The organism is Tamlana carrageenivorans, assembly GCF_002893765.1.
Classification (GTDB): Bacteria; Bacteroidota; Bacteroidia; order Flavobacteriales; family Flavobacteriaceae; genus Pseudotamlana; species Pseudotamlana carrageenivorans.
Genome location: NZ_CP025938.1, coordinates 763,302 through 788,328, shown reverse-complemented (window position 1 = coordinate 788,328; position 25,027 = coordinate 763,302). Strand labels below are relative to the sequence as shown.

The 25,027-nt window shown below is 34.9% G+C and carries 24 protein-coding genes; 18 read left to right on the top strand and 6 right to left on the bottom strand.

The features are described 5' to 3' along the window. Positions 1–68 precede the first annotated feature (68 nt). The 11 genes from rpsK to C1A40_RS03645 all read left to right on the top strand — a co-directional run bounded on the left by rpsK (position 69) and on the right by C1A40_RS03645 (position 10,996). Positions 69–452, top strand: coding sequence for a 30S ribosomal protein S11 (gene rpsK, locus C1A40_RS03695; RefSeq protein WP_067147387.1), 384 nt, complete (start codon positions 69–71; stop codon positions 450–452). Between the two features lie 186 nt (positions 453–638). Then, the gene (gene rpsD / locus C1A40_RS03690) at positions 639–1,244 is read left to right on the top strand and encodes a 30S ribosomal protein S4 (protein WP_102994726.1); all 606 of its coding nucleotides are present in this window, start codon (positions 639–641) and stop codon (positions 1,242–1,244) included. A 97-nt stretch (positions 1,245–1,341) separates the two neighbouring features. Further along, positions 1,342–2,334 (top strand): DNA-directed RNA polymerase subunit alpha, encoded by a 993-nt coding sequence (locus tag C1A40_RS03685; protein WP_102994725.1) that lies wholly within the window; start codon positions 1,342–1,344, stop codon positions 2,332–2,334. 119 nt (positions 2,335–2,453) lie between these two features. Beyond that, a complete protein-coding gene (gene rplQ / locus C1A40_RS03680; RefSeq protein ID WP_067147397.1) occupies positions 2,454–2,927 on the top strand; it encodes a 50S ribosomal protein L17 in 474 nt (157 codons plus the stop codon). Positions 2,928–3,047: 120 nt separating this feature from the next. Continuing rightward, the gene (gene carA, locus C1A40_RS03675) at positions 3,048–4,151 is read left to right on the top strand and encodes a glutamine-hydrolyzing carbamoyl-phosphate synthase small subunit (protein ID WP_102994724.1); all 1,104 of its coding nucleotides are present in this window, start codon (positions 3,048–3,050) and stop codon (positions 4,149–4,151) included. A 157-nt stretch (positions 4,152–4,308) separates the two neighbouring features. After that, positions 4,309–5,601: a phosphopyruvate hydratase gene (gene eno / locus C1A40_RS03670; protein WP_102994723.1), complete on the top strand. Its 1,293-nt coding sequence runs from the start codon at positions 4,309–4,311 to the stop codon at positions 5,599–5,601. Positions 5,602–5,782: 181 nt separating this feature from the next. Next, positions 5,783–7,069: a citrate synthase gene (locus C1A40_RS03665; RefSeq protein WP_102994722.1), complete on the top strand. Its 1,287-nt coding sequence runs from the start codon at positions 5,783–5,785 to the stop codon at positions 7,067–7,069. Between the two features lie 152 nt (positions 7,070–7,221). Continuing rightward, complete coding sequence (locus tag C1A40_RS03660; protein ID WP_102994721.1) at positions 7,222–8,136, top strand: dimethylarginine dimethylaminohydrolase family protein; 915 nt, start codon at positions 7,222–7,224, stop codon at positions 8,134–8,136. A gap of 17 nt (positions 8,137–8,153) precedes the next feature. Next, entirely contained in the window at positions 8,154–9,092 is a 939-nt protein-coding gene (gene ctlX, locus C1A40_RS03655; protein ID WP_102994720.1) for a citrulline utilization hydrolase CtlX, read from the top strand. Between the two features lie 405 nt (positions 9,093–9,497). Beyond that, positions 9,498–10,694 (top strand): IS256 family transposase, encoded by a 1,197-nt coding sequence (locus C1A40_RS03650; protein ID WP_102994719.1) that lies wholly within the window; start codon positions 9,498–9,500, stop codon positions 10,692–10,694. A 44-nt stretch (positions 10,695–10,738) separates the two neighbouring features. Next, positions 10,739–10,996 (top strand): hypothetical protein, encoded by a 258-nt coding sequence (locus C1A40_RS03645; protein ID WP_199287739.1) that lies wholly within the window; start codon positions 10,739–10,741, stop codon positions 10,994–10,996. On the opposite strand, the gene C1A40_RS03640 is transcribed toward C1A40_RS03645, so the two are convergent. Further along, positions 10,993–12,155 (bottom strand): IS3 family transposase gene (locus C1A40_RS03640; RefSeq protein WP_102994718.1). Its coding sequence is split into 2 segments (ribosomal slippage): positions 10,993–11,918 and positions 11,918–12,155, totalling 1,164 coding nucleotides; the frame shifts between segments, so codons are not numbered across the junction. The genes C1A40_RS03645 and C1A40_RS03640 overlap by 4 nt on opposite strands. Positions 12,156–12,246: 91 nt before the next feature. On the opposite strand from C1A40_RS03640, the gene C1A40_RS18440 reads away from it, so the two are divergent. The 3 genes from C1A40_RS18440 (at position 12,247) to C1A40_RS03630 (ending at position 13,191) form a co-directional block, all read left to right on the top strand. Beyond that, positions 12,247–12,507: a hypothetical protein gene (locus tag C1A40_RS18440; RefSeq protein ID WP_241910549.1), complete on the top strand. Its 261-nt coding sequence runs from the start codon at positions 12,247–12,249 to the stop codon at positions 12,505–12,507. Continuing rightward, positions 12,429–12,629 carry a helix-turn-helix domain-containing protein gene (locus C1A40_RS18435; protein ID WP_338418074.1) on the top strand — a complete coding sequence of 67 codons (201 nt, stop codon included), beginning with the start codon at positions 12,429–12,431 and terminating at the stop codon, positions 12,627–12,629. Before C1A40_RS18440 ends, C1A40_RS18435 begins: the two co-directional genes overlap by 79 nt. Before the next feature lie 100 nt (positions 12,630–12,729). Then, entirely contained in the window at positions 12,730–13,191 is a 462-nt protein-coding gene (locus C1A40_RS03630; RefSeq protein ID WP_241910481.1) for a cupin domain-containing protein, read from the top strand. 93 nt (positions 13,192–13,284) lie between these two features. On the opposite strand, the gene C1A40_RS03625 is transcribed toward C1A40_RS03630, so the two are convergent. Next, complete coding sequence (locus tag C1A40_RS03625; protein ID WP_241910480.1) at positions 13,285–15,345, bottom strand: tetratricopeptide repeat-containing sensor histidine kinase; 2,061 nt, start codon at positions 15,343–15,345, stop codon at positions 13,285–13,287. Positions 15,346–15,757: 412 nt separating this feature from the next. Between C1A40_RS03625 and argS the strand changes: the two genes are divergently transcribed. Beyond that, positions 15,758–17,536, top strand: a complete 1,779-nt coding sequence (gene argS, locus C1A40_RS03620; protein ID WP_102994716.1) for an arginine--tRNA ligase — start codon at positions 15,758–15,760, stop codon at positions 17,534–17,536. On the opposite strand, the gene C1A40_RS03615 is transcribed toward argS, so the two are convergent. Genes C1A40_RS03615 through C1A40_RS03605 form a run of 3 tightly spaced genes read right to left on the bottom strand, consistent with a single transcriptional unit; the run spans position 17,537 to position 21,585 of the window. Continuing rightward, positions 17,537–18,295 (bottom strand): DUF5050 domain-containing protein, encoded by a 759-nt coding sequence (locus C1A40_RS03615; RefSeq protein WP_158651263.1) that lies wholly within the window; start codon positions 18,293–18,295, stop codon positions 17,537–17,539. A 17-nt stretch (positions 18,296–18,312) separates the two neighbouring features. Next, a complete protein-coding gene (locus C1A40_RS03610; RefSeq protein WP_102994714.1) occupies positions 18,313–19,941 on the bottom strand; it encodes a DUF1501 domain-containing protein in 1,629 nt (542 codons plus the stop codon). Between the two features lie 3 nt (positions 19,942–19,944). Further along, entirely contained in the window at positions 19,945–21,585 is a 1,641-nt protein-coding gene (locus C1A40_RS03605; RefSeq protein ID WP_102994713.1) for a DUF1800 domain-containing protein, read from the bottom strand. A 312-nt stretch (positions 21,586–21,897) separates the two neighbouring features. On the opposite strand from C1A40_RS03605, the gene ffh reads away from it, so the two are divergent. From ffh to C1A40_RS03590, 3 genes are read left to right on the top strand one after another with little or no spacing between them, the layout of a single operon-like run. Continuing rightward, on the top strand, positions 21,898–23,226 hold the full coding sequence (gene ffh / locus C1A40_RS03600) for a signal recognition particle protein (protein ID WP_102994712.1): 1,329 nt from the start codon (positions 21,898–21,900) through the stop codon (positions 23,224–23,226). A 50-nt stretch (positions 23,227–23,276) separates the two neighbouring features. Further along, positions 23,277–23,651 (top strand): four helix bundle protein, encoded by a 375-nt coding sequence (locus tag C1A40_RS03595; RefSeq protein ID WP_067147439.1) that lies wholly within the window; start codon positions 23,277–23,279, stop codon positions 23,649–23,651. 53 nt (positions 23,652–23,704) lie between these two features. Beyond that, positions 23,705–24,580, top strand: coding sequence for a bifunctional 5,10-methylenetetrahydrofolate dehydrogenase/5,10-methenyltetrahydrofolate cyclohydrolase (locus tag C1A40_RS03590; protein ID WP_102994711.1), 876 nt, complete (start codon positions 23,705–23,707; stop codon positions 24,578–24,580). Positions 24,581–24,667: 87 nt separating this feature from the next. On the opposite strand, the gene C1A40_RS03585 is transcribed toward C1A40_RS03590, so the two are convergent. Beyond that, entirely contained in the window at positions 24,668–24,967 is a 300-nt protein-coding gene (locus C1A40_RS03585) for a hypothetical protein (protein ID WP_102994710.1), read from the bottom strand. Positions 24,968–25,027 lie beyond the last annotated feature (60 nt).

Below are 25,027 nucleotides of genomic sequence, written 5' to 3'. Positions count from 1 at the left end.
AATCTGCTCGAAATGTTATAGTTTAGGATTCCAATAACTAAAAGCTAGCAACTAAAAACTAAAAGAATATGGCAAAAACAAGCACAAAAAAACGTAAAGTTATTGTAGAGTCTGTTGGTGAAGCTCACGTAACGGCATCATTCAATAACATTATTATTTCACTTACCAATAAAAAAGGAGACGTGATTTCATGGTCTTCTGCTGGTAAAATGGGATTTAGAGGTTCTAAGAAAAACACTCCTTATGCTGCTCAATTAGCTGCTGAAGATGCTGCTGCTGTAGCTCAAGAAGCTGGCTTAAAAAAGGTAAAGGTTTATGTTAAAGGACCAGGAAACGGTAGAGAATCTGCTATCCGTTCTATCCATAACGCAGGAATTGAAGTAACTGAAATTATCGATGTTACTCCATTACCACACAATGGTTGTCGTCCTCCTAAAAGAAGAAGAGTTTAATCTCATTCTATTTAGAGGCTTAAATAAAGCAAATTAAAAATTAATATCACCTACAGGCTAGGTGGTATTAATTTTTTGTATACATTTGCAAACTGAAAAAAAACAAGTATCAACGGGAGATCAAGAGATTATCGAAGGATAAGATTAAGACCTTAATTCATAATCACTCCCTTAATTAAATTTATTATGGCAAGATATACTGGTCCTAAAACTAAAATAGCTCGTAAATTTGGCGAAGCTATTTTCGGAGATGACAAATCTTTCGAAAAAAGAAATTACCCTCCTGGGCAACATGGAAACAACAGAAGACGTGGTAAAAAATCTGAATACGCAATTCAATTAGAAGCGAAACAAAAAGCTAAATATACTTACGGTATTTTAGAACGTCAATTTAGAGGATTGTTTAAAAAAGCGAGAGCTGCTCAAGGTATTACTGGTGAAGTATTACTTCAATTATGTGAGTCTAGATTAGATAACGTAGTATTCAGAATGGGTATTGCTCCAACTAGAAGCGGTGCCAGACAATTAGTTTCTCACAGACATATTACTGTAAATGGAGAAATTGTAAACATTCCATCTTACCAATTACATGCTGGTGATGTTGTTGCTGTTCGTGAAAAATCTAAATCTCTTGAAGCTATCGAAAGATCTCTTTCTAATGCTAGCACGGTTTACGAGTGGATTACTTGGAACAACGATACAAAACAGGGAACTTACGTTTCTGTACCTCAAAGAATTCAAATTCCAGAAAACATAAACGAACAGTTTATCGTCGAATTATATTCTAAATAATAAATTAACCATATTGGTATTTGGCCAAAGGGTTTATTCGTCTTTCTTCAAACTTATAAACCGCGCAACCAAATAACAATTAAAACGAAGAAACAAAATGGCAGTATTTAATTTTCAAAAGCCCGACAAAGTAATCATGATCGATTCTACTGATTTCGAAGGAAAATTCGAATTCAGACCTCTAGAACCTGGTTATGGTCTTACAGTTGGTAATGCATTAAGAAGAGTATTATTATCTTCTTTAGAAGGATTTGCAATCACTTCAGTAAGAATTGAAGGTGTAGATCATGAATTTTCAGCTATTTCTGGCGTTGTAGAAGACGTTACAGAAATTATCTTAAACTTAAAACAAGTGCGTTTTAAGAGACAAATTGATGATATTGATAATGAATCAATTTCAATTTCAATCTCTGGACAAGATAGAATTACAGCTGGCGATTTTCAGAAATTTATTTCTGGGTTTCAAGTGTTAAACACTGGATTAGTGATCTGTAATTTAGATCCTAAAGTGAACTTTAACATGGAAATCACAATTGAAAAAGGTAGAGGATATGTTCCTGCTGAAGAAAATAAAAAAGCTTCTGCACCAATTGGAACCATCTTTACAGATTCAATTTACACACCAATAAAAAACGTTAAGTATAGTATTGAAAACTACCGTGTTGAGCAAAAAACTGATTACGAAAAATTAGTTTTTGAAATCATTACCGATGGTTCAATCTCTCCACAAGACGCTTTAACTGAAGGTGCTAAAACTTTAATTCACCACTTTATGTTATTCTCTGATGAGCGTATCACTTTAGAGGCTGATGAAATTGCACAAACTGAAACTTATGATGAGGAATCACTTCACATGAGACAGTTGCTTAAAACAAAGTTAATCGATATGGATTTATCTGTTCGTGCACTTAACTGTTTAAAAGCTGCTGAAGTTGATACTTTAGGTGACTTAGTATCATTCAATAAAAATGATTTAATGAAATTCAGAAACTTTGGTAAAAAATCTTTAACTGAGCTTGAAGAGCTTGTTAATGTTAAAGGTCTTAATTTTGGAATGGATTTAAGTAAATATAAATTAGATAAAGACTAAGGGATTTATTCGGGGTAACCCATTTAAGTTTCTAATTTATCAACAAATAATTATTAACGACTCATAATTTGCTCTCCAAAACGGATCTGGTAGCAAGATGATGTCAAATTTAAAATGTCATGAGACACGGAAAAAAAGTAAACCACTTAGGTAGAAAAACAGCACATAGAAAAGCTATGTTAGCTAATATGGCTTGTTCTTTAATCGAGCACAAGCGTATTAATACTACTGTTGCTAAAGCAAAGGCTTTAAAACAATTTGTTGAGCCAATGATTACTAAATCTAAAGTTGATAGCACACATAACAGACGTATTGTTATGGCAAGCTTGAGACAAAAAGATGCAGTAACTGAATTATTCAGAGAAGTAGCTGTAAAAATTGCTGACAGACCAGGAGGTTATACTAGAATTATCAAATTAGGTAATCGTTTAGGTGATAACGCTGATATGGCGATGATAGAATTAGTTGATTATAACGAAATCTACAACGCTGATAAAGCTAAGAAGAAAACAACAAGAAGAAGTAGAAGAGGTGGTTCTAAACCAGCTGAAACTGCTCCAGTTGAAACTAAAGCTTCAAACGAAGAGGAATAATAAATGTTGATAAGCATTTTAAAATATAAAGGATAAACTATTTTAGTTTATCCTTTTTTTTGCGCAATTTTGTAAAACTTTTTTCCTGAAAGCTAACCTCAGGAAGCTCATAAGAATCATATGAAATATCAAAAAAGAAACAAAGCCATCGTTCTTTTAGCTGATGGTACCATTTTTCACGGTAAGGCAGTTGGTAATAAACAAGGAACTTCTTTTGGAGAAGTATGTTTTAATACGGGAATGACTGGTTACCAAGAAATTTTTACGGACCCTTCTTATTACGGACAACTAATGGTAGCTACTAATGCCCATATTGGTAACTATGGAACAAACTCTGAAGAAGTAGAATCCGATTCCATTAAAATTGCAGGGTTAATTGTTAAAAATTTTAGTTATGAATATTCAAGAGTAGACGCCGATGCTTCTCTAGAAGAATTTTTAGATAAAAATAATTTACTCGCTATTTCTGATGTTGATACCCGTGCTCTAGTAAGCTATATTCGAGATCATGGAGCGATGAATGCGCTAATTTCAACGGAAGTAGATAATATTGAAGGTCTTAAGAAACAATTAGCAGAAGTACCTAATATGGAGGGGCTTGAGTTGGCCTCTAAAGTCTCTACTAAAGAACCATATTATTTTGGCGATGAAAATGCGACATATAAAGTAGCAGCCCTAGATATTGGTATTAAAAAGAACATATTAAGAAACATCGCTAAACGTGATGTTTATATTAAAGTATTTCCTTACAACGCTTCTTTTTCTGATTTAGAAGCCTTTAATCCCGATGGTTATTTTTTATCTAATGGACCTGGAGATCCAGAACCTTTAGTAGAAGCTCAAGAAGTGGCCAAAGAAATTATTAAAAGAGATTTACCGTTGTTTGGTATCTGTTTAGGACACCAAGTGATTGCACGTGCTAACGGTATTTCTACCTATAAAATGCACAATGGTCATAGAGGAATCAATCATCCTGTAAAAAATATGATTACAGGCAAAGGTGAAATTACCTCTCAAAATCATGGTTTTGCCGTGAATAGGGAAGAGGCCGAAGCACATCCAGACTTGGAAGTTACGCATGTGCACTTAAACGATAATACCGTTGCAGGCTTAGCCATGAAAAGTAAAAATTGTTTCTCGGTTCAGTATCACCCAGAGGCTAGTCCTGGTCCGCATGATTCTGATTATCTTTTCGATCAATTTATAGAAAATATTAAAAAATAAAACTTTTACTTCCCCTTTAATACTTTGCTATTGAAGGGGATTTTTTTTACTAAAACGTTGTAGAGAATTATTCTGTTAATTTCTTTAAAATTTTGCCCTTAAAAACCAGATTTAGCCGTAAATTTGAATTAATATAAAGTTTTAAAATAAAGCAATTATGAGTATTATAATTAATGTCCACGCTAGACAAATTTTAGATTCAAGAGGTAATCCAACTGTTGAAGTTGATGTCGTAACAGAAAACAATATTTTAGGTAGAGCTGCTGTACCATCAGGAGCATCAACAGGAGAGCATGAAGCTGTTGAATTACGTGACGGCGGAGATACTTACATGGGTAAAGGGGTTCTTAAAGCTGTAGATAACGTAAACTCTATTATTGCTGAAGAGCTTTTAGGGGTATCTGTTTTTGAACAAAATCTTATCGATAAAATTATGATCGATTTAGATGGTACTGCTAACAAATCTAAATTAGGAGCTAATGCTATTCTTGGTGTTTCTTTAGCGGTTGCTAAAGCTGCTGCCAACGAGTTAAATATGCCGTTATATAGATATGTAGGTGGTGTTTCTGCAAACACATTACCAGTACCAATGATGAATATCATCAATGGTGGATCTCACTCTGATGCGCCTATCGCATTTCAAGAGTTTATGATCATGCCTGTGAAAGCTAAAAATTTCACACATGCTATGCAAATGGGTACTGAAATTTTTCATAACCTTAAAAAGGTATTACACGACAGAAACTTAAGTACTGCTGTTGGTGATGAAGGTGGTTTTGCTCCAAACCTTGCGGGAGGGACAGAAGATGCCTTAGACACTATAGCTAAAGCTGTTGAAAATGCTGGATATAAGTTTGGTGATGAAGTGAAAATCGCTTTAGATTGCGCTGCTGCTGAATTTTTTGTTGATGGCAAATACGATTACAAAAAATTTGAAGGCGATAGCGGTGTTGTAAGAAATTCAAAAGAGCAAGCAGAATACTTAGCACAATTGGTTGAAAAGTACCCTATCATTTCTATTGAAGATGGTATGGATGAAAATGACTGGGAAGGTTGGTCTTACTTAACAGAGTTAATTGGAGATAAAGTACAATTGGTTGGAGATGATTTATTCGTAACTAACGTAGAGCGTTTATCTCGTGGTATTGAAGAAGGTATTGCTAATTCAATCCTAATTAAAGTAAACCAAATTGGTTCTTTAACAGAAACAATTGCAGCTGTAAATATGGCTAAAAATGCTGGATATACTTCGGTAATGTCTCACCGTTCTGGTGAAACTGAAGATAATACTATCGCTGATTTAGCTGTAGCATTAAACTGTGGCCAAATTAAAACAGGATCTGCTTCACGTAGTGACCGTATGGCTAAATACAATCAGTTATTAAGAATTGAAGAAGAATTAGGAGATGTAGCTTATTTTCCTCAAGAAAAAGCCTTTAAAATAAAATAACATCCAACTTCTTTTGAAGTATAGATAAAAAAGCGATTATTATTTTAATAATCGCTTTTTATTTAACATCAATTTTATCAATTTGTCAATTGAAAAAAACATTCTAAATAATCTTTCTAAATAAGGCGATATATTTCTTAAATTAGCGTTCCGCAAAAATAAATTAAACTCACATTATAGTATGGCAGATAAAGCTACCATTGATATTGATGGTAAAAAATATGAATTTCCTTTAATAAAAGGAACAGAAAATGAACTAGCAATAGATATAACGAAATTAAGAACCGCAACTGAAGGTGTTATTACAATTGATCCAGGATATAAAAATACTGGTGCCTGTGAAAGTGCTATTACTTTTTTAGACGGTGAAAAAGGAATTTTAAGATATCGTGGTTATTCAATTGATGAAGTAGCTGAAAATGCAGATTTCCTAGAAGTAGCATACTTATTGATTTTTGGTGAGCTCCCTACTAAGGAACAAAATGATAAGTTTCACGATGATATTAGGGCCGAATCTTATGTCGATGAGGATATAAAGAAAATTATTGAAGCCTTCCCTAAATCGGCTCACCCGATGGGAATTATTTCTTCCTTAACAAGTGCATTAACAGCTTTCAACCCCTCTTCTGTGAATGTTGAGTCTGAGGCAGACATGTACAAGTCTGTAGTAAGAATTTTAGGTAAAATGCCTGTTCTTGTGGCTTGGACCTATAGAAAAAAATCTGGTTTACCATTAGATTACGGTGATAACTCCTTAGGTTACGTAGAGAATATCTTAAAAATGATGTTCAAAAAACCTAATGGCGAGTATGTGCAAAATAAAGTGTTGGTTGATGCTTTAGATAAGTTATTAATTTTACACGCCGACCATGAGCAAAACTGTTCTACCTCTACAGTTAGAATTGTAGGATCGTCTCACGCAGGTTTATTTGCTTCAATTTCCGCAGGTATTTCAGCATTATGGGGGCCTCTTCACGGGGGTGCGAACCAAGCTGTGCTTGAAATGCTTGAAGCTATTCAAGCCGATGGTGGCGACACGAAAAAATACATGGCTAAAGCAAAAGATAAAAACGACCCTTTCCGTTTAATGGGATTCGGACACCGTGTTTATAAAAACTTCGATCCACGTGCTAAGATCATTAAAAAAGCAGCCGACGAGGTATTAAGTCAATTAGGTATTGAAGATCCAATCTTAAGCATTGCAGAAGGTTTAGAACAAGAGGCTTTAAAAGATCAATATTTTGTAGATAGAAAACTATATCCTAATGTAGATTTTTATTCAGGAATCATTTACAGAGCGATGGGCATTCCAACCGATATGTTTACGGTTATGTTTGCTATAGGACGTTTACCTGGATGGATTGCACAATGGAGAGAAATGCGTCTTAAAAAGGAACCTATTGGAAGACCAAGACAAATTTATATCGGGGCAACGGAAAGAAAATTCGTTCCTGTTGAAGAAAGATAATACATAATTATTGTTTTTGTAAGGTTAAGTTTCACAGTTTTCTGTGAAACTTTTCTTTTTTATAGCAATATCTTAAAAAAATCATACTTTAACCTTGTAATTATTACTAGTTTTGAGCCTTTAAAATTTAATCTGTTTTTTTGGTTTAGTGTATGTTGAAATTAAATATTCAAAACGAAACATCTAGACTGCGTGCCGTTGTATTGGGTACAGCAGAAAGTAATGGAGCCATTCCTAAAATTGAAGAGTGCTACGATCCGAAAAGTATTGAGCACCTAAAAGCAGGTACTTACCCCCTAGAAGAAGACATGATTCGCGAGATGGAGGAAGTCGTAGCGGTGTTTAAAAAGTATGATGTTACCGTCTATAGACCTGAAATAATTAATAATTGCAATCAGATTTTCTCTAGAGACATAGCTTTTGTTATTGAAAATAAGATTATTAAATCCAATATATTACCCAACAGAGAGGAAGAAGTTGAAGCCATAAAATACTTGTGGAATCAAGTAAATCCAGAAGACAGAATCATTCTTCCAGATGAATGTCATGCCGAAGGTGGGGATGTGATTCTTTGGAATGACTATATTTTTATAGGGACCTACTCAGGTTCAGATTACCCAGATTTAATTACTGCGCGAACTAATCTCGACGCCGTAATTGCCATTCAAGAGTTATTTCCTCATAAAACCGTGAAATCTTTTGAACTTCGAAAGTCGAATACCAATGCAAAAGAAAATGCTTTACATTTGGATTGTTGTTTTCAGCCTATCGGTCATGATAAAGCCATTCTTCATAAAAATGGATTTCTAAATGAAAGTGAATATGAGTGGTTGGTCGATTTCTTCGAAAAAAAAAATATCTTTGAAATTACCAAACAAGAAATGTACGATATGAATAGTAATGTTTTCTCCATTTCAGAAGAGGTTATTATTTCAGAAAAAAGCTTTACACGACTCAATTCCTGGTTACGAAACCAAGGCTTTACTGTTGAAGAGGTATTATATAGCGAAATAAGTAAACAAGAAGGATTGCTTCGATGTTCTACCTTACCTTTAATTAGAGATTGATTACAATACCCAATGTCATGCAACAAATAACAAATACCATTTTAATGATTCGTCCCGTAAATTTTAGGATGAATGAACAAACGGCTGTTAATAATTATTATCAGCAGGTTTTAGATAATACCCTACCTGAAACGGTTAATTTAAAAGCGCAGCAAGAGTTTGATGCTTATGTTGAAAAGCTACAAAGCGTAGGTGTCGAGGTTATTGTTGTTAATGATACTCCCGAAACCGATACCCCTGATGCCATATTTCCTAATAATTGGATTTCATTTCATGAAAATGGTGATGTAGGTTTGTATCCTATGTTTGCTGAAAACAGACGTTTGGAACGCCGTGAGGATGTTTTAGATATTATAGAAAGTAAAGGTTTTGAAATCAATAATGTGGTTGATTATACCAGCGCCGAAGAGGATGATGTTTTCCTTGAAGGGACAGGGAGTTTAATTCTAGATCGTGGAAATCGTAAAGCTTATTGCGGACTTTCAGCAAGAGCTGATGAGGATTTATTTATCGAGTTTTGTGAAGACTTTGAATTTACTCCCGTTGTTTTTACAGCTTTTCAAACTGTAAACAATCAGCGTAAAGCCATTTACCATACCAATGTGATGATGAGTATTGGTGAAACTTTTGCCGTGGTTTGTTTGAGTAGTATAGACGATAAAAAAGAACGAAAAGCCTTGGTGAAACATCTTAAAGACGATGGAAAGGAAATTATCGATATTACAGAAGACCAGGTTATAAATTTCGCTGGTAACATGTTGCAAGTTAAAGGTGCTAACGACACTTCTTATCTTGTGATGAGTCAGTCGGCCTATAATTCCTTAACAGCATCTCAAATTTCAGCCATAGAAAAACATACCAAAATTTTATCAAGTTCATTAGATACTATTGAAGCCTGTGGTGGAGGTAGTGCACGTTGTATGATGGCAGAAGTATTCTTGCCAAAAACTAAGTAGGTTACGTATAGGCATTGTATTAGAAGCTTTTTTATTGGAAGAAATGCTTTTAATCGAAGTATTGCGCTGTTTTAGTTTTATTGTTTTTCATATATTAGAACTTGTAACTTTTTTTAAAACAGGTTATTAGGTTTAAAATGAAGGCGGATGCAGTGAACATTTCGAAGATCACCAATGCTATTACCACCTCGCAACGGCCAAGTAGCTATGCGGTGTGTTGGATTAAAAATGAAGTGATGGATGTTGAAATAGATAACGTTTTCTATGAAAATGTATCCAATTCTATCTTTTTCTTAAATCCCAATTGTCACTGGAAAAGGCAGTATCTCATAAAGTGTGTAAACAAAAAATATCGAGGGTTGCAACCCTCGATATTTTTTGTTTAATTTTAAAATTTACACACTTATGAAGAAAGAAGATTTTCTAAACGACGATTTTTTAAAACAGTTCAAAACAGGAGACGAACTAACCTCTTTTCTAAAATCCATCCAAAAGCGAGGTATTGAAAAGATGCTAGAAGGAGAACTTGACGCTCATTTAGACTATGAGAAACATCAGCAATCCAATAATAGCAATACCCGTAACGGCTATGGATCTAAAAGGATAAAAACAGCTTTAGGAGAGACTAATATTAAAGTTCCCAGAGACCGAGAAGCTTCTTTTAACCCTATGCTGGTTCCTAAACGCACAAACATGGTTGACGGCATAGAAAACGTCATTATCAGCCTTTATGCCAAGGGTATGAGTAATTCTGATATTGAAGAGCAAATCCGAGAAGTTTACGATTTTGATGTATCTACATCTACCATATCACGTATCACAGATAAAGTTACCAATGATATTATTGCTTGGCAAAACAGACCCCTGGAGCCCGTATATTTAATTACTTGGATGGATGGTATTGTATTTAAGGTTCGGGAGAACTCTAAAGTCATTAACAAAACCATGTACATCGCCGTAGGACTCCGTAGAGATGGTAAAAAGGAAGTCTTAGGACTTTGGCTGGGTAAGAATGAATCGGCAGCCTTTTGGATGAGTGTACTAACCGATATGAAAGCCAGAGGCGTTCAGGATTTGCTTATCACGGCCACAGATAATCTTAACGGTTTCACCGACACCATTAAAAATGTTTTTCCTGAATCTAAAACCCAAATTTGCGTGGTACATCAGATTCGTAACGCTTGTCGCTATGTTGTTTGGAAAGACAAGAAGGAATTTGCAAAAGACATGAAGAATATCTATGATGCACCCACCAAAAACGCAGCAAAAGCTGCTCTAGAGGACTTTGCTCAGAAATGGGAACACAAGTACTCTTATGCTATTAAAAGCTGGAGAGAAAACTGGGATGAGCTTACTGCTTTTTATGAATTTCCTGTTGAAATTAGAAAAATCATTTACACTACCAACCTTATTGAAAACCTTAATGGAAAAATCAGAAAGTACACTAAAAAAAAGCTCTCATTCCCAACAGATGAGGCTGTTATGAAGTCCACTTTTTTAGCCCTTAGAGAGGCTACCAAAAAATGGTCGATGCCTATTAGGAACTGGGGCATTATTTTAAACCAGTTTTTAACTATATTTGAAAAAAGGGTTCAACTTTAAAAAAGCTAAACCCTCGATTTATAACTTACACACTTTACGGGATAGTGTCCTGGAAAATCATTAAAAACGACCAAATTTCGCATGCTGGGTATATGCTTTATTTGTCCAGAGAAGTTTTAAATCATCCGCAACTTAGTAAACTTCATATTAATCAAATAAGACTTTTTAGTCAGGGAGAAATTCCCTTGTTTAAACTAAGTCCAAGGATTGAGTTACGTACTCAGGCCATTCTAGAGATGATTGACGAACTTTTAGGTTCCCAACTTGGACTACCTAATAAATTTGGTACTATTTTATACTAAGCAGCTTTGTTAATAAATCCTTTTAATTGTAATTCTTTTTCAAGAGGCGTCATGTATCCTAAACTAGAATGTAATCTTTGAGTGTTATACCAGTTTAAATATTGATCAATAGATTTGTATAATTGATTATAAGACGTATACTTAAATCTATTAATCCACTCATATTTAATGGTTTTAAAAAAACTTTCAGCTACAGCATTATCCCAGCAATTTCCCTTTCTACTCATGCTTTGTATCACTTTTTGATTAAAAAAGAACATATTTGTGATTCTGTTGGATGCATATTGCACACCCCTGTCCGAATGAAAAATACACTGCTGGTTTATCACTCTGTTTCTTCTAGCATCAACCCAGGCCTTTAAAACCGTATTCTCAGTAGTCATATCTTCACTTAAAGACCAGCCTATTATTTTTCTATCAGCCAAATCCATTATCGTGGTTAAATAGTTCCATTGTTGATTAACTCTTATATACGTAATGTCAGAGACTAATTTGTAGCCTAAAGAAAAACTGGTAAAATCCCTGTCTAATTCATTTTTAGCTGTTTTTAGAGAATGATTTGAATCCGTAGTTACCACAAATTTTTTATTCAATACACTTCTTAGTCCCATTTCTTTCATAAGTAACCCCACATATGAACGGGAATAAAAAAGCTTTTCTCGTTCAAGTTGTTTTTGAATTCGATAGCTACCATAAATCTGTTTATTATTGTCAAATATAGCTTCGATTCTGTCTTTTAAAAATGATTTAGAGGAATTAACCTTTAAGGTGTCTTTGGTTTTAAGCCAATGGTAATAAGCATTTTTACTAACCTTCATGCATTTGCACTTCTTTTCGACAGGATAAGTATTTTTGTTTGATAAAATGAAGTTATACCTTATCTGTCGCTCTTGGAAAAGATGCTCACCGCCTTTTTTAAGATGTCACGTTCCATTTTAACATCTCTTAATTCCTTTTTTAATGCTATAAGTTCTTGATGTTCTTTGGATTTAGGTTCATTTTTAGAAAAATCTCCTCCTTTTAAATCATACTCTTGTTTCCATCTATTAATAACACTTGTATGAACTCCATATTCTTCACTCAGTTGTTTTGTTCGTATACCAGATTTTGATAAATCTAATATCATCGATTTAAACTCGTTGTCATATTTTTTTCCCATAATTCAAATATAGTTTATACTCTATATAAAACCGTCACAACAAAGGTAGACACTTCAACTCAACCATAAAAATGAAGCGATTCTTTCCTTATTGAATACCTTTTTTGTGTATTGCGACGTGCAGTGTAATATTAAATCGGTAGTTTCTAGTAACGACTCCAAAGCTCATGTCGTTTATAGTTATAAAAAATTGGTCGATAAGTATATTTATAAATATCATGATGTTGGCGATTACGCCAAGCTTCTACATATTTCTCCAAAGTACCTTAACGAATGTGTGAAAGGCGTTCTTGGAGTAGGGACGAACATATTATTATCGAACAATTGCTTATGCGCTCTAGGCACGCCTTAAAACTCTCCAATAAATCGATTAAAGAAATTAGTTTTGATTTAGGCTTTTCATCTCCAGATTACTTTAGTTATTTTTTTAAAACGCATACGACAACGACACCTTCGGGTTTAAGGAAAAATTAAATCATTATTTTTAGAATTAAGCCGAAATTCTAAGAGTTAACCGTGATTTTAACATTGCTGTGCCTTCAATTTAATTCTAATTTGCATTAAAACTAGAGTTATGAAAAGAAAAGCATTTTTAGTAAAATCGGGTGTAGGTCTAGGGGTTGCTTTATTTCCCAGTTTGTTGCATTGTCAATCTCAAACCCTTAAAACGAATCAAATTACTCCTGCCACTTCTGAAATTATTAAAGATGAAGAAGGGGTCGTTTTAAATGTGATTGGCGATATTCAAACGCATAAATTACCAGGTAGCGATACAGGAAATCAAATTGTGGAATGGGTGGATAATGTCGATCCTGGAGTAGGCATACCTCCGCACACCCACAAAAGGGAAGATGAGATATTTCGTGTTATTAAAGGTCAAGTTGAAATTACCGTAGATGGCAAAACTTCCGTATTAAGTTCTGGAGATACAGCTTTTGCACCCAAAAATATTCCTCATGCATGGAAGGTTGTGGGAACCCAAAAGGCTAAAATGGTTACTTCTGCTTTTCCTGCAGGCATAGAGTTTATGTTTTAGGAACTTGCTGATCTACCGCCATGACCACCTAATTTTGAAAAAGTAGCAGAAATCTGTGCTAACTATGGAGTGCACTTTGTTTAGAAATAAAAGTTATACGGGTTGCGATTTAGGAAGTTGAACAAAAAAGGTACTCCCAATTTGTGGGGTGCTTTCTACCCAAATTTTACCATGATTTAAATCGATTAATTCTTTGCAAATGGAAAGCCCTAATCCGGTGCCTTTTTCATTATCGGTTCCTAGTGTTGAAAATGAGCTTTCCTTAAACAGCTTGCTTAAGTTTTCTTTGGAGATGCCAATGCCAGAGTCAGCAATACTTATAATGCAACATCCATGGTTGATGTGGTTCGTAATGGTTATAGTATCGCCTTTTTTGCAGAATTTAAGCGCATTAGCTAAAAGATTCTGAATTACAATTTCAAACATGCTTTTATCTGCATAGGCAAAATCTTTTACAGATCGATTAATTAGAGTTATGCCCTTACTTTCTAAGCGCTGTTCTATAAGTTTAATTTTACTTATAAAAACTTCTTGAACATCAAACAAAGTTGGTTTGGGATCTAGTGATTGCATCTGTGATTTAGACCAATTGAGTAAGTTAAATAGGAGTAATGAAGCGTTGTTAGCATTTTCACTTAACTCGGGAATTAAATTGTCGAATTCTTCTCTGGACAACGACCCGTCTTTAAGCAAGTCAATGAAACCATTTATAGAAGAAAGGGAGTCGCGTAAATCATGAGAAACAATTGAAAACAGCTTGTCTTTTACATTATTAACACTTTCTAAATGTTTAATTTGTTGCGAAAAAGCTTCGTTTTGTAAAGCGATACTAAGGTTTTTCTTCTCTAATTCTTTTGTGTATTTAATGTTATTATAGCGTTTTAAATAGTTTAAAACTAAGAATATAGACACCAATACCAAGGCGCTAGCCACACTGTATAAGGACATTTTTAGTCCATCGGCATTGTTGTTAGAATCAGAAAGCATGTTTACCACAACTTCAGGTGTCGAAATATGGTCTGATAAGTGGTGTGGTTCATGTTCAATATGACTTAAAGGTTTGTATAAGCGCTCTTTTTGTACTAATTTCTCTTCAGTAAGTTTCGTGTTTAATTCGTAGTAAGCCCGTTGCCATTCAAAAGCTTTGGTGAATCGGTTTCTGGAGGAGTCGAGCGCTTTTAATAGTTTATAAAGTTTTAGTAATTCTAGTTTATTTGTGGTGGTTTCGGCAACGTTACGAGCTTCAGTTAAATGGGTGTCCGCTTCCGGTAACCTGTTTTGTCTCAAGTTTAAATCCCCGAGATTATTCAGCGTCATTAATAAATCTTCTTTGTTTTCTTTTGAAGTATTTAAATTGTAAGCTTCATTTAGATATTTAGAAGCTTTTTCATAGTCGTTAAATTCTAAAAATTCAGCGCTTATTCTGGGATAAATGTGTCCTAATATTGAATCGTTTGACGTGTTATTTTCTATAATGTTTTCATAAATTTCAATAGCTTTTCGATGTTCTTTTCTGCTAGCATACAGTTCGGCTAAAACGTTTTTTGTTTTATAAATAGCTTGTTCATCATTAAGTGACTCTTGAACCTCAAGCGCTTTAATGTAAAATTCTATAGCTTTATCGGTAGCTCCAATACTATTGTAGGCTTGGACCAGATTACTATAGGCTAAATTGAGTTCGGCTTTGAGATGCCTTTTTTCTAATTCTCTTATTGCTGAATGCGAAAAAGACATGCCTTTAGAAAAATGACCTCTTTTAATTTCGATTAAACCAATACTGTTGTTCACTTTAGCAATGCACAAGGTGTCTTTAAGGGTTTCGAACAATTGTTTCGATTTTCCGTAGCCACTTATGGCATTGATATAATCATTCTTTTGGGCATAAATCAAGGCTTTATAATAGGCCATATTGGCAATGCCTTTTTTGTGATCTAATTTTTGACACAACTTTTCGCTTGCAAGGATGTATTTGAAGGCACGATCATATTCGTTAATATTGTAAAGCGATTCAATAAGTTTAAGAGAGATGGCTACTTTTAAGGAATCTTGATCTTGAAAAGCTAATTGCAGGGCAAGGCTTTCTATGTCATTGGATTGAGAAGTTCCAATATTAATAGATAGCATCATTAAAATGGAAAATAATAATCGCCTCATATTGCATGTCAATTACCACTAAAATAATGCTATAAACGAGGTCTTAGATTTGAGAAAAATAAGACAGCCTTATTTAGCTGTAATTGTAAAAAGTTTACATTGATTTTCAATCAATTGATAATAATAGCTTTACTTAACAAATGTTGCAAAAAGGGTTCTTAAAATCTAATTTTTAGGATTTATTACCAAATAATTAGTTGAAGTGGATTTTAATTCTAAGTTTAAAGTATTTCCATAGATGAACAGCCAAAAAACATAGAACAACGGTTGTTTGACATCTAAAAAAGCTAAGCCATTTTTTATGGAGCTGATAAAGAACGGTATGCTATACTTACTTCTCCATTTTGTATGGAAAGGTTTTCGGTTTTAGTAGAAAAACTTGCTATCTTTGCAGGCTTAAAAAGACACTAGAATGAACCTTCAGGATACTTTATCAAAATACGTTAAACAAGCGGTAAAAGCAGATTTTAATATTGACTTAGAAACGGTTGAATTTCAAGCAACAAGGAAAGAGTTTGCTGGAGATATCACCGTGGTTATCTTCCCCATGTTGCGATTTATTAAAGGTAATCCTGTGCAAATTGGTGAAACTATTGGGCAGTATTTGGTTAAGGAAGTTGCCGATGTTAAGGCTTTTAACGTGGTTAAAGGCTTTTTAAATGTTGAAATTAACGATTCATATTATGTGAGTTTTTTCAATGGAATAAAACAAGACGAACGTTTTGGACTGGTGCAACCTAATCCTGGTGAAAAAGCTATTATGGTGGAGTATTCTTCTCCTAACACAAATAAACCTCTGCATTTAGGTCATATTCGAAATAATTTATTGGGATATAGTGTTGCTGAAATTTTAAAAGCTTCAGGGAAAAAAGTATATAAAACACAAATAATAAACGATCGTGGTATTCATATTTGTAAAAGTATGTTGGCATGGAAACGTTTTGGAAATGGTGAAACTCCAGAAAGTACCGGGTTGAAAGGCGATAAATTGGTAGGTAACTACTATGTGAAATTCGACCAAGAATATAAAAAAGAAATCGAAACCTTAGTGGCTCAAGGTGAAACTTTAGAAGACGCTAAAAAGAAAGCCCCTATTTTATTAGAAGCTCAAGATATGCTTTTAAAATGGGAGTCTGGAGATGAAGAGGTGGTAGCACTTTGGGAGAAAATGAACAACTGGGTTTACGATGGGTTTGATATCACTTACAAGGATTTGGGTGTTGATTTTGATACCCTATATTATGAAAGTAACACCTATTTGTTAGGAAAGGAATTTGTTGAGCAAGGATTAAATTCGGGGGTTTTTCATAAGGAAGAAGATGGTTCGGTATGGTGCGATTTAACCGAGGAAGGTTTAGATAAAAAAATCGTTCAGCGTGCCGATGGTACGGCTGTTTATATGACTCAGGATATTGGTACGGCCATTCAACGTATTAAAGATTTTCCAGATGTAGGCGGTATGGTTTACACCGTTGGAAACGAGCAAGATTACCATTTTCAAGTGTTATTTTTAATTCTGAAGAAACTTGGTTTCGAATGGGCAAAAAATCTATACCACCTAAGTTATGGTATGGTTGATTTACCTAGCGGAAAAATGAAAAGTAGAGAAGGAACTGTTGTTGATGCCGACGATTTAATTGCTGATATGGCTAATACTGCTGAAGAAATCTCTGAAGAATTAGGAAAACTTGATGGTTACTCTGAAGCAGAGAAAAAAGAACTTTATAAAATTATAGGTTTAGGCGCCTTAAAATATTATATCTTAAAAGTAGATCCTAAAAAACGTATTCTTTTTGATCCTAAAGAGTCTATCGATTTTCAAGGGAACACAGGGCCTTTTATTCAGTATACTTATGCGAGAATTCAATCGATTTTAAGAAAAGCCGATGTGGATACTCAAGTGAATTTAGAAGCTATGACGCTTCACCCTAAAGAGAAAGCTCTTCTTAAACAACTACAGTTATTCCCTGAGGTTGTTCAAAATGCAGCCGATAATTTTAGCCCGGCCATTATTGCTAATTTCACGTATGACTTGGTTAAAGAGTTCAATTCATTTTATCAAAACGTTTCAATTTTAGGAGCCGATAACGAAAACGAGAAAACCCTAAGAATACAGCTGTCAAACAGCGTTGCAAACACTATTAAAAACGGATTTCAACTATTAGGGATTCAAGTGCCAGAACGCATGTAATTACTCTATTTTCTCATGGAGGGCTATGGCGGTTATCCAACCTTCAATCCCGGTTGGTGTACTCGAAATAAGTTCGCCAGTTCGTGAGCTGTTTTGGTTAATTTCATTAAGGTTAGATACCGTAACGAGTTTGTTTTCTATAAATGATAAACAATAGGTGCCAGAGGTTTCTACGGTGTTTATCGGGGTTTCAGATTTTGAGGTTAAATTCAATTTAACAATAGGCCCGGTTTCAACGTAACGCAAATAATATAGCGTGTTCTCGTTAATAGTAATGTCTGAGATGTTTAAAGCTGTGTTTTCAGTTTGAATACTTTCAACTAAGGTGCCATTTTTCATAATTTTATGTATGGCATTCTCACTCGAATAATAAATGTATTCGTCTTGTATGGCTAGGCCTTCAGTAATAATATTTGGTATTTCAGATAGCACATCGCCACTTACAGGATCGAGCTGATAAATGGATTGGTTCTCACCTATGCCGCCAACCCAAAGAGACTCGCCATCGTAAGCCAAAGCATGTGGCGATTGTAACCCTTTAGGGAGTTTTAGTTCCACTTCTATGGCGCCAGTTTGTTCGTTGTAAAGGTAAACACCTGGTTTTTGATAGTTTTTATGTGTTAAAATCCACCATTTATAGGTGGCTGTTAAATGTATGTCACTTCCTTGTCCTTCCAAGTCATCAGGGACATTTCTATTGCAACTAGAGCATAAAATCACCAACAATGTAAAAGAGATTATTATTTTAAAAATTTTCATGTAGGCTATTCTTAAATTTATATTTTAACGACTTTATGGACTTCTTTTTCGCTACCAGAAAGTATAACAAACAAGTACATGCCACTACTAAAATGTCTTAAATTTAGAGTTATTTTACCTTCATCTACAAGGTCTGTGCTTTCAATTAATAATACTCCAGCAGCATTATAAATACGGTATGAAATGGTTTCTACACGCTGTACACCTGTAATATGGACAATGTCTTTAAAGGGGTTTGGATAGACTAACCATTTTTTGTCTTCTCCTAACGGATTGTTCGTAATAGGAATACAACCATTGGATACATTGTAAACACTCTTTACAAGGTCGTCTATTTTTAAGTCGTTGAAACTTTGGTTTAGTGAGTTGTTAAAAAAGGTGGCATCGATTATGGCATTATCAGCACCAATAAAATCTTGAAGGAGCGTGGCAAAGGTTTGTCGGTAATCATATTGCACGGTTTTTATTTGGTAGTTATTACGATCTGTAGCTTCACTTAAATCTGGATTCGTACCAGAAACACCTCCTTTTACAGGTTTCCCGAAAACAAACATAGGAGCAATTTCACCATGGTCGGTTCCTAAATTGCCATTTTCTTTAACTTTTCTTCCGAACTCCGAAAAGGTTAATCCGACCACATCTTCAGCAAGGTTTTGTGATTCTAAATCCCTGATAAAAGCCTCAATACTATCCGATAGGCTGGATAATAATTCATGGTGTTTCCCAATAATATTACCTAAATCTTGAACTTGAGAGTCGTGGGTGTCAAAACCAGAAATACGTACCATATAAACTTTGGTTTCCAGGTCGCCACTCATCAATCGCGCCACTGTTTTTAATTGATTTGATAAATCGGTATCTGGATAACTGATATTATTTTTTCCTTTTTGGAAGGTATTAGAAATGGATTGTGCATAGGTGTTGGTTAAGGCATCGGTGTTGGTTAAATACCTTAGTTGGTCACCGTAATCGGAATCTGGAATATTTAATGGCGGTGGGCCACCTAAATCATTTAAAATGGAATAAAAACCAGCAGGATCTTGCCTTGTAAGGTTAATGGACAAGCCGTGGGCTTCTTCACCATGAAACCCTAAAGATGTTTTATTGGAACCAATTTGTATCCCTAAAGGAAAGGGCTCTACAACTAAATTGTCGTAATACCGCTCCATAAATCGGCCAATCCACCCGGTATCACTACCATTAAGTAAACTATTACCATCGTTTCCTGTTGAATATAGATCGGCAGAGGAAAAGTGGCTTTTGTTTTGACTCGGGTACCCAACAGATTGTAGAACACGTAGCCAACCTTTGTCGTATAGCGACTTCATGCCTGAAAGGGCAGGATGTAAGCCAACTTGTTGGTTTTCGGGTAATGAGCTATCAAGCGTGATGAACTTATTAGTTCCCGAAATGGGCACCTTTATAGTGGGGCGTAAATTACTATAAGCATCGTATTGGTTTAATGGAATTACGGTATTTAATCCATCATTTCCTCCAGCTAAATTTATCAATACCAGTTTTCGATTAGAAATATCTGGACAATCAAAATAAGGGGTAAATGTTTTTAAAGCGGCTTGTAATTGCAGTGGGGTTAGTCCTATTACTGATGCTGAAGCGGACAGTTTTATAAAATTACGTCTGTTCATACTTTACATTAATTGAAATTCGGCAGCATTTACCATAGCGATAACTAAGGCGTCTAATCTGGTTTTTACGGTTGTTGCGTTGTTGGAGTTTAAATATTTATTCCAAGCACCCGACCAGTAGTAATCAGGAAAACCTTCGTCAACCAAAAAGCTTTTAAAATAATTGGTGCGATCACTATCTATGGATTCGGGGTATAGGAGTTCGGCCATTTCTGTAATCAAAAGATTCGGGTCACTCGCGTTTGGAAGGTTGTTTTTAACAAATAAAACCGTATCCAAAGCCGCGTATATGGCTCCGTTACCAATGGTGTTTTTTCCGGCAATAAGACTTTCAATAAGTCGGTAGCGACCAATTATGGTATTTGAAGAAAACCAGTTACGATCGTAGTGTGGCTCTTGGTAATATGCAGGGTAGCCTGCAACTTCTTCAGGGCTAAATAAATTGGTGCCCGAAAAAACGAAATAATTATTATGAATAAACTTGTAGAAAAATTCGTTGTAGTAGGTTAACGCATTTGTTGTAGGATCGGGAAATGTGACTTGAAAAACGGTGCATATTTCAGATAGTAATTGCAGCGGACTTTTAATAATACTTCCAATAATCTCATCCTGGTTGTTGCTATCGTCCGAGTCAAAAAAGTGTTCACTCGATAGTAATGTTTTTACCACCGGAATGATATCGTAATCATTAGCGATTAATTGCAGTGCTAATGGCGCAATAATGTCGTTTTCAACCTCTTCGTTCCAGGTGCTTTTTACAAAATAACGATACAGTTTTCTGCAATACGATTTTGCTGTTTTTGGCTGGGCAAACACCATGTCTACAAATTCACTTAATTCAGTTAAGATTTCTGTTGGCGTGCCTTTCCCTGTAATGGTTGTGTTGTTAAATGCTGGACTAAATGTTTTATTGTCGGGATCGTGTAATTCAAAATCAATGTATCCCGTCGGAATGCCAGTGTCTGGGTCTATAAAACTTCGGGTTTTATCAACTTTATAACCAGAAAATACTCTGGTGGCCTGTTGAATGTCTTCTTCGGTGTAATTCGTGTAATTACCTTCACCAACTTGTTCGCCTTCCAAAATCGTAAACAATTCGAAAAACTCCCGAGCATAATTCTCGTTAGGGTTATTTTTATTATTTCTCGTATTATCCAGATAAACTAACATGGCATTATCCATGGTTATCTTTTTGGCTAAGGTTTTAAGGTTTCCATAAGCATAGAAGTCCAGTAACCTGAGGTAGTCATAGTAAAAAGATGAAGGGCCTGCACCATCATCTTTGGCTACATTAAAACAGGTGTGCAGGAAGAAGGATAGTTTATGTTTTAAGCTCGTTTCGTTAACGGCGTTGTACCACCACCAACCAGCGACCAAACCTCGTTTTCGCCTTTCATTTTCAAATTCATCTGTTGCCGTTGTAGCTGATGTCCAAAATCCATCAGGGTTGTCCATAGGAAGTGGGTCATAAGGCTCGGCTAAGGCATTGGTTGTGGGTGTTATAAGTTTGTCAATAACATCAGCTGGTGTCATACCAATAAATGCATCGATCTGATTTTTAGTATAATTAAAAGTAGCGCGCCTAAGTAGGTGCTTCACTTTTCTTTGGTCTAGATTACTGTTTAGCGGATTTAGGGACGCCATAAGTTTTCCTCTTTTATAAAATGTAAGTATTAGGTTGAATCATCTAAAGTAGTTTTTTATTTACAAATTAATGTCGATAAACTGATTTTTTGGCGTGTTGTCTATGTAAACGTGTTTTTTCATAGGTTATTGAAGTGGTTCGATTGGTTAATGATATGTTCTAGTACTAAATAAGTAGGATTTTTCTTTTAAAATAAATCAAAAGCACCTTGGTTTTTCTAAATACGTCTTTTTATACACTTTAGGACTTCAAGCTTCCATAATTACACATCAAATTACTAAATTTGCAGTTCTTAAAATTTCGAGAGTCATATGTTTAATAATTTAAGTGATAAATTAGATAAAGCCTTACACGTTCTTAAAGGACATGGTAGTATAACCGAAGTTAACGTAGCCGAAACTTTAAAAGAAGTTAGACGCGCCTTATTAGATGCCGATGTTAATTTTAAAATTGCCAAGCAATTTACAAATACGGTTAAAGAGAAAGCGCTTGGGCAAGACGTATTAACAACCCTACAACCAGGGCAGTTAATGGTTAAAATTGTAAAAGATGAGCTTACCCAACTTATGGGTGGAGATGCTGCAGGGATTAACCTTTCTGGAACACCAAGTGTGATTTTAATGTCTGGTTTACAGGGGTCTGGTAAAACAACCTTCTCTGGAAAGCTTGCTAATTATCTTAAAAATAAAAAGACTAAAAAGCCATTATTAGTAGCTTGTGATGTGTATCGTCCAGCTGCGATCGACCAATTGCATGTTGTAGGTGAGCAAATTGGTGTTGAGGTTTTTAGTGATAAAGGCAATAACGATCCTGTTGCGATTTCACAAGCTGCGATCGCGCATGCTAAGGCCAACGGACATAATGTTGTTATTATAGATACCGCCGGTCGTTTAGCTGTTGATGAAGCGATGATGACCGAAATATCGAACATTCATAAAGCCATTCAACCACAAGAAACTTTGTTTGTAGTGGATTCTATGACAGGGCAAGATGCCGTTAATACCGCGAAAGCCTTTAACGATGTCTTGAATTTTGATGGGGTTATCCTTACTAAATTAGATGGTGATACTCGTGGTGGTGCCGCAATTTCTATTAAATCTGTAGTTAATAAACCTATTAAGTTTATTGGTACTGGTGAAAAAATGGAAGCTATCGATGTGTTTTATCCATCACGTATGGCCGATCGTATTCTTGGTATGGGGGATGTGGTATCCTTAGTAGAACGTGCTCAAGAACAGTTTGATGAAGTAGAAGCAAGAAAACTTCAAAAGAAAATTGCTAAAAATCAATTCGGTTTTGATGATTTCTTAAGTCAGATTCAGCAGATTAAGAAAATGGGGAACATGAAGGACCTTATGGGTATGATTCCTGGTGCTGGTAAAATGATGAAAGATATTGATATTGATGACGATGCCTTTAAAGGTATTGAAGCCATTATCCATTCCATGACTCCGAAGGAACGTACCAACCCAAGTATTATCAATGCCAGTAGAAAGAAGCGTATTGGTAAAGGGTCTGGAACTTCGGTTCAAGAAGTGAATCAACTTTTAAAGCAATTCAACCAAATGAGCAAAATGATGAAGATGATGCAAGGTGGTGGCGGCAAAAAGATGATGCAGATGATGAAGAATATGAGATAAGTGAGTCTCAGTTAACAGTTTCAGTTATCAGTTCCAAAAATTAGACTTTAATGGATTTCAAAAAACTATTAGCTTATCAAAAATCATTTGAGCTAGCAATGTCTATTTTTGAAATATCAAAATCGTTTCCTAAAGAAGAAACATATTCGTTAACAGATCAAATAAGGAGAAGTTCACGTTCTGTATCTGCTAATATTTCTGAAGCTTATAGGAAAAGAGTGTATCCAAAGCATTTTATAAGCAAGTTAACAGATGCTGATGCTGAAAACTCTGAAACTAATACATGGCTAGAATTCGCATTAGCCTGTCAATATATATCATCTGAAAATTATTCTAAATTTTCGGAACAAGGAAAAGAAATAGGAAAATTGATCAATTATATGATTAATAATCCAGAAAAATTCGGAGTAAAAGTAGAACAATAAAAAAGCAAGAGTAAGCCCTGCGACTGAAAACTGCGACTGAAAACTTATATAAGATGATCATTTTAGACGGAAAAAAAGTTAGTAACGATATTAAGGAAGAAATCGCCGCTGAGGTTAAACAAATTAAAGCTAAGGGTGAAAAAGTGCCACATTTAGCAGCGATATTGGTAGGAACCGACGGCGCAAGTATGACCTATGTTAATGCTAAGGTTAAAGCTTGTGAGAAAATTGGTTTTAACTCGACATTAATTGATTTGCCAGAGGAAACAACTGAAGCTGTTTTATTAGAGAAAATTCAGGAGTTAAATACGAATCCAGATATCGATGGTTTTATTGTGCAGTTGCCTTTGCCAAAACACATCGATGAGCAGAAAGTTTTAATGGCCGTTGATGCTGATAAAGATGTAGATGGATTCCATCCTACAAACGTTGGGAAAATGGCTTTAGATTTACCAAGTTTTTTGCCTGCAACACCTTACGGGATTTTAGAACTTCTAGAACGTTATGAGGTTGAAACTTCAGGAAAAAACGTGGTGGTAATGGGACGTAGCCATATTGTTGGTCGCCCGATGAGTATTTTAATGAGTCAGAAACGTAAGGCCGGTGATGCTACGGTAACTGTGGTTCATAGTCGTACGAAAGATCTTGCCGAAATTACGAAACAAGCCGATATTATTATTGCTGCTATTGGAATTTCAGAATTCTTAAAAGGAGACATGGTGAAAGACGGTGTTGTAATTATTGATGTGGGAATCACGCGTGTCCCGGATGAAACTAAAGAAAGAGGGTATAGATTGGCTGGTGATGTTGATTTTGAAAGTGTGAGCCCGAAAGCAAGTTATATCACGCCTGTGCCTGGTGGTGTTGGTCCAATGACTATTGCTATGTTGCTTAAAAATACTTTACTAGCCCGCGATATACGCAGTTAGTGTACATGATAAGATATTTAAAGAGGCTGTCTCTTATGTTTGCTGTTAGCAAATGTAGTGGACAGCCTCTTTTTTTATAAATCAGGTTTACTCTTCTATTTCAATATGTATAACGCCATGCATTTTTATTTTTTTACCGCTTGATTGGGCTTGAGATAAAAATTCTTTGGTTGTTTTTTGTGCATCCATAAGCTCATTAATTCTTCCGTTATCATAAACACATTCGTCTTTATTATTCCCTTCGGTAATTGATAAACGGTTTAGTTTATGAAAATTAATTTTAACTTTTAAAACCGAATTAACGATATCCAAAGCTTCAGATGCCGTGTATTCACCATTAATTAAATTAATTTTTTGGGTTGTTTTTTGTTCTGCTGTTGTATTCATGATCTAAAATAATTTTATGTTGTGATAATTGAAAAAATAATTATAATATTTTGCTTATGT